Origin of the sequence: Methylobacterium nodulans ORS 2060 (assembly GCF_000022085.1) — a bacterium.
GTDB lineage: Bacteria > Pseudomonadota > Alphaproteobacteria > Rhizobiales > Beijerinckiaceae > Methylobacterium > Methylobacterium nodulans.
This window is the reverse complement of sequence record NC_011894.1, coordinates 3,605,161-3,615,974: the sequence shown is the minus strand read 5'-3', so window position 1 is coordinate 3,615,974 and position 10,814 is coordinate 3,605,161. Positions and strand designations below refer to the sequence as shown.

Sequence of the window (10,814 nt, the reverse complement as noted above, 5' to 3'; positions counted from 1 at the left end):
TCGGGCTTCCACCTGCCATGGGCATCACTGCTCGTCTTCCGTGCGCCGCCGGCCTTATCCTGATGCTCGTGGCACCCTTGCTGGTTCTCGCCGCTCCGCGCTCCGAGGCAGTCGCGGTGCTGGGCCGGCCCGGCGGCAGCACCGCCGAGACCACCCGGATCGTCGCGGCTGCGAGGGGCGAGATCATACGGGCAAGCGCAGCTGGCCTGATCGTCGCGCGCTCCGACGAGGCGGGTTTTGTTCAGCGGCTCTACGGGGCCGGCGCTTGGCTGGTTCTCGACCCGATCGTGGCTGGCGGCTGCGGCCCTTCCATCCCTGATCCGACAAAACGCTCCGCGCCGTCCCTCTCTCTGGCAGCAGATCCCCGATGACCGACCTCGACGCCTTTCGCCGCTCCTTCGCCCGGTTCCTCGTCTGCCTGCTGTGGGCCCACCTGCCGGTCGCCGCAGCGGTGCCGCTCCTCGCCGGCTCCGGCGGCCTCGCTGGTGGGCCCGTGGCGGCTACCGCGCTCCTGGCATGCGCCGCTACCCTGTTCTGGTGGCGAGACCCGATCGGACCCGCGACCCGAGCCGCAAGCGGGGTCGCTCTCGTTGGAATGGCTGCGGTGCTGCTCTACGCGAGCGCTGGCCATCCCTGGCAGCTCGACCTCCACATGTACTTCTTCGCCTGCCTGGCGGTGCTGGCGGGCTGGTGCGACTGGCGCATCATCCTGATCGCCGCCGGCGCGACGGCGGCGCATCATCTCGTCCTCGACGTCGTCCTCCCGGCCTTGGTGTTCCCGAGCGGCAGCGCCGGCAGCGAGCTTGGGCGAGTGGTGCTGCATGCCGTGATCGTGGCGATCGAGGCCGGTGTCCTGATCTGGATCTGCCGCACCATCGCGCAGACGTTCGCAGTGTTAGCGGCCTCGGAGCGCGAGGCGCAGGCGCGGATGGTGCGCATGCGCGACCTGGAGCAGGAGACCGCTGCGGCGCGCACCAGCGCGGACCTCGCTCGTCGGCAGGGCATCCTGCGGATGGCGGAGATGTTCGAGGGGGCGGTGGGTGGCATTGTCGACAAGGTCACGGCAGCGGCTGCCGAGCTTCAGACCGCGGCCCAGGCCATGTCCGGGACCGCCGGCCACACCGCCGACCGCTCCGCCACGGTGGCGGCAGCAGCGGGCGAGGCAGCCGGGAACGTCGGGGCGGTCGCAGCCGCGGCGGAGGAGCTCGGCGCCTCCGTCCAGGAGATCGGACGCCAAGTCGCGGGCTCCGCCAGCCTGGCGCAGCGGGCCGTGGCGGAAGCCGATCAGACCAGCGGTCTTGTGCGCGAACTGAACGAGGCCGTCGCGAAAATCGGCGACGTGGTGGGCCTGATCTCCTCGATCGCCGGCCAGACGAACCTGCTCGCGCTCAACGCGACGATCGAGGCAGCGCGGGCCGGCGAGGCGGGGCGCGGCTTCGCGGTGGTGGCGGCCGAGGTGAAGGAACTCGCCAACCAGACCGCCCGGGCCACCCAGGAGATCACCGGCCAGATCGGCCGCGTCCAGGGCTCGACCGGTCAGGCGGTGGCGGCCATCGACGGCATTACGGCGCGCATACAGGAGATCAGCACGGTAGCAACCGCAATCGCGGCGGCGGTGGAGCAGCAGGGTGCTGCCACGCAGGAGATCGTGCGCAACATCTCTCAAGCCTCGACCGGCACCAGCGAAGTGACGAGCAACATCGCGGGCGTGGCGAGTGCGGCGGAGGAGGCGGGCGCGGCCGCAACCCAAGTGCTGGGTGCAGCCGGTGAGCTCTCGCGCCAGTCCGGATATCTGTCTGCCGAGGTCTCTCGCTTCCTGGCCACCGTGCGCGCGGCCTGAGGTCCTCTTGGCGAAGATCCGCACCCTGCCCCGGTTAGGCTCGATGGCCAAGCCGCTCAACGGCTCAAGGCAGCGTTGCTCGCGGCTCGCTCTCGTTGTTGGGTCCACGCCGTACAGCATCATCGACCCAGCCGAGCCGATCGGCCTCAGGCCCGAAGTCGTCCACGAAGCGCCGGCAGGTCGCGAGGGTCTCGACCTATTCGTCCGGCCTGAACCCGGGGCATGGCGGCTGGCCCGGTGACAGCCTGGCGAGCCCGCGGCTCCATTCCAGGACGGTGGGGGAGGGGCGTCAAGAGTTGGTGAGTCGGCCATGCCGGGACGCTACCCGCGCGCGAGTCCGCGCACGAGAGCCGCCAAGCCTCACCCTCCGCCGATCCTCACAGGGATTCCGGCCGCCTCAGATTCTCGGATACGGTCTGCCGTTCCGCACTCGCCCGCCGCCGCGGCCACGGGCTTCTCTTTTGGGCGGAACCTGTCGAGCGGTCCGATGTCGACCCTCTTCGGGCGCTGAGCCGACGGCCGCATTGTGTCACAGAAGTAAATCGATTCCGCGGTAGGGGCGCTTGGCAATGCAGATGGAGTGATCGGCACGCGCAGCACGTCGTCCCGCGGTTTCCTTCCTTGGAGGCTTCCGAAGCTGGCCCTCCGCCGCGTCAGATCCGTCCCGCTCGGGCCGGCACTCGAAACCGGCTTGTTTCTGTCGAGAGATAAAACAATAGTCTGCACTATTGCGACCTCCGAACGCTGCGATGGCGGTCGATTGTGGGCGAATTTTCGAGTCGATCCTGCCGTACGAAGCTCGTCCCATTGTTCTCTGGGCCAATCTGAAGGTGAGACACTCATCGAATGCTGTCAGGTGGCGAGTCGAACGAAAGCCCTCATTACGTCATTCGTCATTGTAAGCGGATACTCTCGGCGAAGCGCGGCGTCGAGGCCGAGGCTGCGTCCCGCACCGCAGACACTGAACAGGCCCATCAGGCCGCCGAGGAAGATGTAGGTCCACGGCCATTCCTGCGGGTGTTGGTACAGGCCAAGCCAGAGCTGGGCCAGGAACAGCACGCCGATGGCACCGGCCACGCGGACCCCGATTCCGAGCATCAGCGAGATCGCGAAGGCCAGCTCGGTCGCGAACACCACCACGTTCAGGACGTAGAACTGTGGCGTCGGCAGCAGCACCTGCGCCACGAGATCCCGATGGATCTGGAAGGCGGCGTACTTCACCTCCTGTGACGTCCAGTAGTGGAGTCCGTTGTTGGTAGTGAAGAGTGGGAGCTTCCAGAAGATGGCCTGGAACCACATGCCGCCGACGGCGGTGCGAACCAGCCACATGACAAGGTCGCGGCCGGTGCGCTGGGCGGGATCGACGATCCACTCGCGTGCCGCGACCATCAGGCTGCCAAGCAGCAGGAGCACGAATAGGCCGACCAGGATCCAGCGCCACGGGCCGAGGGCGAGTTGGTCGTCCTGCGCGGCGATCAGGAACTGCCACGTGTCGGAGAAGGGATCGGTCCGCATCGTCCTCGTCCTTGCGTCCAGGGGGCTTCGTCGGGTGCCGGGCAGGTGGTCCCAGTCTGGAGGGAGCGCACCGGTTCGGAGAGCCGGGTCGGCAGCGAGGTGAGGCGCAGCGATCGGCGCAGCCCGCGCGACAGGGCGTCGACGGCCATCGCCAGCAGCGCCGAGGCCAGGATCAGGACCACAGCCACGTCAAGGCGCAGTTCCGCGATCGCCGCGTCGACATAGAAGCCGAGCGTCGCGACGCCGAGGATGCCGAAGATCGCGCTCTCGCGCAGGATCAATTCCCAGCGGTAGAGCAGGTAGGCGAGGAACTGGCCGTAGAGACGCGGCACCGTCTCGTAGGCGTAGAGGTTGAGCCCCGAGGGGGCGTCAGCCCGGTAGGGGAGCGCGTCGGCGTGGCGTCCCATCAGGTACCCGATGATCCCGGCATTGTGGATCGTCAGGGCCAGGATCGCCGGCAGCATCGACGGGCCGAGGACCTGCAGGAGCAGATAGGCCAGCATGTATTCAGGGGTGGAGCGGACCACGACGAGGAGCGCGCGGCCGAGCGGTTGCCCCATCCGTCCGGCGAACCGGCGTGAGACGAGGGGAAAGAGCAGGAGCGCCCCAAGCCCCGTCGCGACGAGGGCGATCTGGGCGAGCACCAAGGTCTGCGCCGCACCGGGAAGGATCTGGCGCAGCACGATCGGCTCGAGCCAGGTGGCGAGACGCGTCCAGGTCTGCGGATCGGCGAGATCCGCGCCGCGCAGCGGTGCCGGCACGATGTCGTGCGTGAGGAAGCGCACGAGATTAGCCGAGACCTCCGTGGAACCGACCGTGCTCGGAAGCACGAGCAGGCTGCCGACGAGGAGGACCGGCACCGTCGCGGGCCGCACCCACAGGCGCCGCGTGCCGACGAGCGCGTAGACGATCAGCAAGAGCGCGCCCGCTTCCGCGTAGCGGCCCTGGCGGAACGCCGAATCGAGGTAGAAGCCGAGTGTCGGCAGGCCGATGAAGCCGAGCACCAGCGTCGAGCGCAGGGCGCATTCGAAACGGTAGAGGGTGTAGTGCCGGAACGCCGCCGCGACCTCCGGGAGCCGCGCATAGGCGAAGGCCGACACCGCGCCCGTGCCGCGCGGCAAGACGCGCAGGGCCGAGAGGTCGGCCTCTTCGAGGATCTCAGCGTAGACCTTCGCGCAGATGCCCGCATAGGGCAGCCCGATCGCCAGGATGCCGGTCGTGGCCGAGAGGCCGAAGACCTGCATCAACAGGAGCGCCCAAAACAGTTCGTGCACGGCACGCACGCCCGCGCAGGCGAGGCGCACGAGGCGGAAGCGCGGATACGGGATCGCCAGCACGAAGCCGAGCCCGGCGCCGAGCGCGATCCCGAGGAAGCCGAAGGCGACCGTGTACGCGATGCTCCGGATCTCGACGGTCAGGAAGTCGGGACGGACGAGCCCGCTTACGAGCCGCCGGAGGTCGGCCCAGGGGTGGAGGCTCGCCACCCCGAGATCCGCGGTCAGCAGCGCAGCGGCGGCGAGGAGCAGGAACCAGCGGCTCACCGCGGCGTAGCCCCAGGTCGAGCGCCGGCGCGCGATCATCGGGGCGCCGCCGCGTAGAAGGGCCGGAGTGCCGCCTCGTCGAGGTCACGGGCGGCCGCGTCGAGCACGAGGTGGCCCGCATCGAGCACCAGGATCCGGTCCGTGTGCCGCAGGGCCAGCGCCACGTCGTGCAGCGCCAGCACCAGGGTCCCGTGCTGCGCGGCGAGGTGGTCGAGGATGCGCGCGCCCTGCGTGCGGTCGAGGGCGGAGACCGGCTCGTCCCCGATCAGGATCGGCCGCCCATTATAAAGCGCCCGCGCCACGGAGACGCGCTGCTGCTGCCCACCCGACAATTCGCCCGCCTTGGCCCGCAGCTTGTCGGCGAGTCCAACACGCCCCAGCACCTCCGCGACCTCGTCCAGGTCGGCCCGGGCGGGCAGCGCGAGGGTGCGCAGGTTGTGAAAGGTCGTGCGCCGGTCGAGCCGGCCCATGTAGACGTTGTGGAACACCGAGAGCGTGCGCACGAGCGCGCTCGCCTGCGGGATCAGCGCGACACGGTCTCGGGCGGCGGCGTGGAGCAGCCCGAGCAGCGTGGACTTGCCGGCGCCCGACCGACCCAGCACGGCGATCCGCTCGCCGGCCCGGATGGTGAGATCGATGCCGAACAGGACCGGCCGTCCCTCGTAGGCCGCGGTCGCGCCCGACAGCACGATCTCGGGTTCCGCCGCGCCGCGCATCTCGCCCGCGGTCAGTCGAGGAGGCCAGTCGACTTCCCCACCCGCTCGATGGGGAGGTAGGCGTCGTTCGACACCGGGATGAAGCGCGAGCGCCCGAAGGGTGCGAGGATGGCCGGATCCGTGATGCCGAGGAGCGCCGCCCGGAGCCGCTCGGTGAAGCCCGCACCGTAGATCGCGTCGATGTTGCCGCGCACGGTCCACTGGTAGTCCGGATAGGGCGGGCTCTCCCAGATGACCTGCACACGCTTCGGGTCGACCTTGCCGGCCTTGCTGTCGAGGTCGAAGACTGCGTAGTCGAGGGCGCCGACCTCGAAGGCGCCGGACTGCACGAGCTGGATCGTGCGGCTGTGGTCGCCCGAGAATCCAACCCGGGCGAAGATCTCCTCCGGCGTCTTGCCGGGGAAGGCCTCGCGGATGAAGTGCTCCGGCATCAGCCGTCCGGATGTCGAGGCCCGCGAGCCGAAGGTGAAGGTCTTGCCTTCGATTCCCTTGGGAAAGGCATTGGATCGGGTCAAGCCAGCCTGGGCATTGGCGATGAAGTAGGTCTTGAACGCGGCGTCCTCGGCGCCCTGGGCGATCGCCTGCGCACCCGGATTGGCCTTGCGCGCCTGCACGCCCGTGAAGCCGCCGAACCACGCGAGCTGCACCTGCCCATTGGTGAAGGCGGTGACCGCCGCCGGGTAGCTCTTCACCGGGATGTAGCGCACCGGCGTGCCGAGCGTGTCCTCAAGGTAGGTCGCGACCTTGCCGAAGCGCTCGACCAGCCGGCTCTCGTCCTGATCCGGAATGCCGGTGAACACAAAGGGCGGTTTCGTGCTCGCTTGCGCACGCGCGTGTCCCGCCGCGAGGCTCGACCCAAGGCCGATCAGAACCGAGCGTCTGCTTGCCGTCCCGACCATCCGACGCCCTCCGCCTGACGCGCCGTCCGCTTCCGAGCGTAGCGGAAATCCCGGGCGATGCCATCGGGCGTTCCTGCGAGGCTTCGGCCGCGTCGCCCTTCATTCGGCGGGTCCGCACCTCCGGTTACACGCGGGCGCATCGGTTCAGCCGGGACACCGCGCCGCCCCCAGGAAGGCGACCGCGCGCAAGGCGACCGGGCCGGTGCCGGAATCGCGTTCGAGCTCCGCAACGAAGCGGGCCAGGACCGCCTCCCGCTCCTCGCCTTGGCCAGCGAGCATCGCCGCCATACCGGGCGCGAAGGCGAGGCGCGCGGCAAGCCAGCGTGCGGACGGGGCCTGCAGCGGCGCCTCGATCCGCTCGACCCGCTCGCCGGTGAGGCCGGCCGCCGCGAACAGGCCCCGGAACGCGGCTTCCTCACGGAAGCGCAGCTGGGCGGGGAGGGAGGCCGGCCGGGCCGGGGTGCCGCGCACAGCGGCGCTCGCGGCGATCAGGCGCGCCGCGAGTTCGTAGTGCTGCGGCTCCGTCCAGGTGACGAGGGCGATTTGTCCCCCTGGCCGGACGACGCGGGCCATCTCGCGCAGCGCCCGGGCCGGGTCTGGGCACAGGATGATGCCGAAGATCGACAGCGCCGCCGAGGCGATATGGTCGGGCAGCGCCAGCCTCTCGGCGTCCATGGCAGCGGCGGTAACAGGCAGGCCGAGCGAGGCGGCCCGGGTGCAGATGCGTGCGCACATGGCGGGCGCCGCGTCGACGGCAAGGACCTCGGCGCCCCTCGCCGCCAGCCGGAGGGCTGCGCCACCCGTTCCGGCTGCGACGTCGAGGCAGCGCGTCCCGGGTGTTGGCAGGAGTGCCTCGATCGCACGCTCCGCGAAGCGGTTCGTGAAGGGCTCGAACACGCTCTCATACACGCAAACGTGATCGTTCCAGCGGGCCGCCTGCTGGTCCGGCTCGAGATCGGCTGTCACCGGAAGGGTCCTCCGCGCGAAGGGAGACAATGCTAGGCTGACACGCGGCGGACGTCGCGGACGCCTGCCGGCCTCAAGCGCACGAGAAGGACCGAATGGCGGCTGTTCCGGCAAGTCCCTCCGCTCCCGACGCGGGCTTCGCGCTCGGCCTCGGGTTGACGAACGAGTGCAATCTCGCCTGCAGCTTCTGCTACCGCGATCCGAGCCGCGTCGACCGGCTCGACGTGGCGCAGGTCCGCGCCGTGCTCGACCGCCTGCCGGTGCGCTCGGTCAATCTCGGCACGGGCGAGAACGGTATGCATCCGCGCTTCGCGGAGTTCGTGGATCTCCTGCGGGACCAGCCCCTCAAGCTCACCATCACGTCGAACGGCCATTCCATCGCGGTGAGTGACGATCAAGCAGTCCAGGCCTTCGCGGATGTCGAGTTCTCGATCGATTATCCGACGCGTGAGGAGCAGGACGCGCAGCGGGGACCCGGCAACTGGGACCTCGTGATGGAGCAGGCGGCCCGCTGCCGTCGGCTCGGGGTCGGCGTGACCTTCATTGCGGTGATGATGCGCACGAACTACGACCGCCTGCACGAGATCGCGGCGATCGCTGCGCGCTTCGACGCGCCGCTGCGGATCAACGTCTACCAGGCCGTGCGCAGCGACGCCTTCGCGCTCACCTACGAGGAGTACTGGGACGGCTTCGCGCAGCTCTTCGCCGAGACCGACGTGATCGCAATCGGCGAGCCGCTCGTACGAGCCATGGCCGGGCTGCCGCCCCGCCGCGGCGGCTGTGGCGCCGGCACTGTGCGGGTGACGCCCCGGGGCACCGTGCAGCCCTGCGTCTACTGGGGCGGGGCCGGGCAGGGGCTCGACGCGCTCCTCGACGTGGGTCCCGCCATCACGGCGACCGATCCTTTCGTGGCGGCCCGCGCGCTGCCGGAGCCCTGCCGCGGCTGCGTCCACGAGGCCACCTGCCACGGCGGCTGCGCTGGGCGCCGCCGGCTGATGGGGAAGCTCGATCAGGTCGATCCCTACTGCCCCGTCGTGCGGGGGGAGGATCGGACGCTCGCCGTCACGATGGCGGCCTCCCGCGACCTGCCGAAGCTCGAGAGCGCCTGCACCACCATCGTCCAGGCGCGGGTCTGACGATGGGTGGGCTGGTGCCGGTTCCCGGTCTGCGCGGCCTGTCGGACCGCTACCCGCTCCTGCTCTGCGACGTGTTCGGCGTGCTGCACGACGCGACGCGCGTCTTCCCTGAGGCGCTCGCGGCCCTGCGGGCCCATCGGGCTGCAGGCGGAACCGTGATCCTGGCCTCGAACGCGCCCGATCCAGGACCGCACCTCGCCCGGCGTCTCGCCGCGAAGGGCATCGCGGAGGTCTGCGACGGGATTGTCAGCGCGGGCGATGTCGCCCGCGCTTTCCTGCGCGAGCAGGAGCCCGGGACCGTGCTTCATCTCGGGACGGAGTCGGACCGCATCCTGTTCGAGGGACTGCCCTGCCGGCTCGCGACCGGCGGCGAGGAACCGGACCTCATCGCCTGCACCGGCTATCCGGACGAGGACCACGAACTCGACGCGTGCCTGCGCGACGCGGTTTCCCGCGGCCTGCTCCTGTTGTGCACGAATCCCGACCTGCAGGCCACGGTCGGCGCCAGGACCCTGCGCTTCGCCGGCCTCGTCGCCGCGCGCTACCGCGCCCTCGGCGGTGTCGCGGTCGAGACCGGAAAGCCCGGCGCCTTCATCTACCGGCACGCCCTCGCGGTCGCCGCCGAGACAGCCGGGCGCTCGTTCCGGTCCGACGAGGTCCTCGGGCTCGGCGACACGCCGGCCCTCGACCTCGCCGGGGCGCTCTCGCAGGGGTTTGCGGCGCTCCACGTGGGGCCCGATCCGGACGGCGCGTTTCCGCTGCCCGACGCGCCGGGACGTCTCTACAGCCTGCCCACCCTGCGCTGGGAGGCCGCGCTCGATCACAGCATGCAAGCGGAGGAACCATGAACGCCGAACCGGTCCGCCTTACCAGCCTCGCCCACGGGGGCGGCTGCGGCTGCAAGCTCGATCCGGCGATCCTGCGCAGCCTACTCGCGCGCCAGCCCGCTTCCGGCGCATTCGACCGGCTCCTCGTCGGCAACGAGACCGCCGACGACGCCGCCGTCTGGGCGCTCGACGATGGCACCTGCCTCATCGCCACCACTGATTTCTTCACCCCGATGGTGGACGATCCGTACGATTTTGGGCGCATCGCCGCGACGAACGCGATCTCGGACGTCTATGCGATGGGCGGACGCCCCCTCTTGGCGCTTGCCATTCTCGGCGTGCCGGTGGGCAAGCTTCCGCCCGAGATCGTCGCCCGGATCCTCGACGGCGGGGCGAGCCTCTGCGCCGAGGCCGGCATCCCGATCGCGGGCGGGCACTCGATCGACACACCCGAGCCGATCTACGGGCTCGCAGTGATCGGCACCTGCCGGCGGGAGCAGGTGCGCCGCAACAGCGACGCGCGCGCCGGCGATCGCCTGATCCTCACGAAGCCGGTGGGCGTCGGCGTCTACTCGGCGGCGATCAAGCGGAGCGGTCTCGGTGAGGACGGCTACGCCGAGTTTGTCGCGACGACGACGCTGCTGAACCGGGTCGGCGCCGATCTGGCAGCGGACGCGGACATTCATGCCATGACCGATGTCACCGGGTTCGGGATCATCGGCCACGGTCTCGAACTCGCCCGGGGCGCCGGCCTGCGGGTGGTGATCGAGGCTGGGGTGGTCCCCCTGCTGACCCAGGCCGAGACGCTGGCGCGCGACGGTTTTGTGACCGGGGCCTCGCACCGCAACTGGAGCGCCTTCGGCGGCGACGTCTCCCTGCCGGAGGGCTTCCCCGACTGGCGCCGGCACCTGCTCACCGACCCTCAGACATCGGGCGGCCTGCTGATCGCCTGCGCGGAGCGAAGCGCCGCGGCGATCCGCGACCGGATCCGTACCGTCGGCTACCCGGCCGCGGCGATCGTCGGACGGGTCGAGGCGGGGCCGGCGGGGCTTCGCGTCGAGGCACCCACGGACCGGGCGCCCTCGGCGACGGCGTAGGCCATCTGCTCGATATGGCTGTAGCTGGAGTAGGAGGGAACCAACACCTTGGCCAACGAAGCCTCCTGAAACGGTCGTCGACTCCGTGGGCAACCAGTCGCCCCGGACCGTGTCCCGAGGGGACGGCGGGGCACGTCACAGGACACGGATGCCCATGTGCTTGGCCTTATGCTCCGGCTCCACGCCCAGCGACTTCTCGCAATGCATGCCGCAGTGCAGAACGCGTTCTACATTCAACGTCATCTAATTTCCCGCCGCACACTGCGCCAATTTAGGG

10 protein-coding genes and 2 pseudogenes are annotated in these 10,814 nt (G+C 70.2%); 5 read left to right on the top strand and 7 right to left on the bottom strand.

The features are described 5' to 3' along the window. Nucleotides 1-17 precede the first annotated feature (17 nt). Complete coding sequence (locus MNOD_RS16510; protein ID WP_015930068.1) at nucleotides 18-371, top strand: hypothetical protein; 354 nt, start codon at nucleotides 18-20, stop codon at nucleotides 369-371. Then, on the top strand, nucleotides 368-1,840 hold the full coding sequence (locus tag MNOD_RS16505) for a methyl-accepting chemotaxis protein (protein ID WP_015930067.1): 1,473 nt from the start codon (nucleotides 368-370) through the stop codon (nucleotides 1,838-1,840). The genes MNOD_RS16510 and MNOD_RS16505 overlap by 4 nt, the downstream gene beginning before the upstream one ends. A 127-nt stretch (nucleotides 1,841-1,967) precedes the next feature. Here the strand turns inward: MNOD_RS16505 and MNOD_RS49115 are convergent. From MNOD_RS49115 to MNOD_RS41520, 6 genes and pseudogenes are all read right to left on the bottom strand, one after another. Then, a pseudogene (locus MNOD_RS49115) lies at nucleotides 1,968-2,152 on the bottom strand (hypothetical protein); the annotation flags it as partial. A 540-nt stretch (nucleotides 2,153-2,692) separates the two neighbouring features. Further along, a complete protein-coding gene (locus MNOD_RS16500; protein WP_015930066.1) occupies nucleotides 2,693-3,355 on the bottom strand; it encodes a hypothetical protein in 663 nt (220 codons plus the stop codon). After that, nucleotides 3,316-4,935, bottom strand: coding sequence for a PhnE/PtxC family ABC transporter permease (locus MNOD_RS16495; protein WP_015930065.1), 1,620 nt, complete (start codon nucleotides 4,933-4,935; stop codon nucleotides 3,316-3,318). The genes MNOD_RS16500 and MNOD_RS16495 overlap by 40 nt, the downstream gene beginning before the upstream one ends. Continuing rightward, complete coding sequence (locus MNOD_RS16490; RefSeq protein WP_015930064.1) at nucleotides 4,932-5,612, bottom strand: ATP-binding cassette domain-containing protein; 681 nt, start codon at nucleotides 5,610-5,612, stop codon at nucleotides 4,932-4,934. The genes MNOD_RS16495 and MNOD_RS16490 overlap by 4 nt, the downstream gene beginning before the upstream one ends. Nucleotides 5,613-5,623: 11 nt before the next feature. Next, nucleotides 5,624-6,511, bottom strand: a complete 888-nt coding sequence (locus MNOD_RS16485; RefSeq protein ID WP_015930063.1) for a putative selenate ABC transporter substrate-binding protein — start codon at nucleotides 6,509-6,511, stop codon at nucleotides 5,624-5,626. Between the two features lie 144 nt (nucleotides 6,512-6,655). Then, nucleotides 6,656-7,477, bottom strand: coding sequence for a class I SAM-dependent methyltransferase (locus MNOD_RS41520; RefSeq protein ID WP_015930062.1), 822 nt, complete (start codon nucleotides 7,475-7,477; stop codon nucleotides 6,656-6,658). A gap of 95 nt (nucleotides 7,478-7,572) precedes the next feature. Between MNOD_RS41520 and MNOD_RS16475 the strand changes: the two genes are divergently transcribed. From MNOD_RS16475 to selD, 3 genes are read left to right on the top strand one after another with little or no spacing between them, the layout of a single operon-like run. Beyond that, nucleotides 7,573-8,613 carry a radical SAM/SPASM domain-containing protein gene (locus MNOD_RS16475; RefSeq protein ID WP_015930061.1) on the top strand — a complete coding sequence of 347 codons (1,041 nt, stop codon included), beginning with the start codon at nucleotides 7,573-7,575 and terminating at the stop codon, nucleotides 8,611-8,613. Between the two features lie 14 nt (nucleotides 8,614-8,627). Further along, nucleotides 8,628-9,461, top strand: coding sequence for a TIGR01459 family HAD-type hydrolase (locus MNOD_RS16470; RefSeq protein ID WP_198157610.1), 834 nt, complete (start codon nucleotides 8,628-8,630; stop codon nucleotides 9,459-9,461). After that, nucleotides 9,458-10,537, top strand: coding sequence for a selenide, water dikinase SelD (gene selD, locus MNOD_RS16465; RefSeq protein WP_015930059.1), 1,080 nt, complete (start codon nucleotides 9,458-9,460; stop codon nucleotides 10,535-10,537). Before MNOD_RS16470 ends, selD begins: the two co-directional genes overlap by 4 nt. Here selD and MNOD_RS49110 read toward each other — a convergent pair. Further along, nucleotides 10,500-10,593 (bottom strand): annotated as a pseudogene (locus MNOD_RS49110) (NAD(P)H:quinone oxidoreductase); the annotation flags it as partial. The gene selD and the pseudogene MNOD_RS49110 sit on opposite strands and share 38 nt — an antisense overlap. Nucleotides 10,594-10,814: the final 221 nt, after the last annotated feature.

Excerpts from the sequence above, each read along its gene's own strand:
- MNOD_RS16490 (WP_015930064.1), bottom strand. The coding sequence starts at position 5,612 with ATGCGCGGCGCGGCGGAACCCGAGATCGTGCTGTCGGGCGCGACCGCG.
- selD (WP_015930059.1), top strand. The coding sequence starts at position 9,458 with ATGAACGCCGAACCGGTCCGCCTTACCAGCCTCGCCCACGGGGGCGGC.
- MNOD_RS16495 (WP_015930065.1), bottom strand. The coding sequence starts at position 4,935 with ATGATCGCGCGCCGGCGCTCGACCTGGGGCTACGCCGCGGTGAGCCGC.
- MNOD_RS16505 (WP_015930067.1), top strand. The coding sequence starts at position 368 with ATGACCGACCTCGACGCCTTTCGCCGCTCCTTCGCCCGGTTCCTCGTC.
- MNOD_RS16500 (WP_015930066.1), bottom strand. The coding sequence starts at position 3,355 with ATGCGGACCGATCCCTTCTCCGACACGTGGCAGTTCCTGATCGCCGCG.
- MNOD_RS16475 (WP_015930061.1), top strand. The coding sequence starts at position 7,573 with ATGGCGGCTGTTCCGGCAAGTCCCTCCGCTCCCGACGCGGGCTTCGCG.
- MNOD_RS16485 (WP_015930063.1), bottom strand. The coding sequence starts at position 6,511 with ATGGTCGGGACGGCAAGCAGACGCTCGGTTCTGATCGGCCTTGGGTCG.
- MNOD_RS16510 (WP_015930068.1), top strand. The coding sequence starts at position 18 with ATGGGCATCACTGCTCGTCTTCCGTGCGCCGCCGGCCTTATCCTGATG.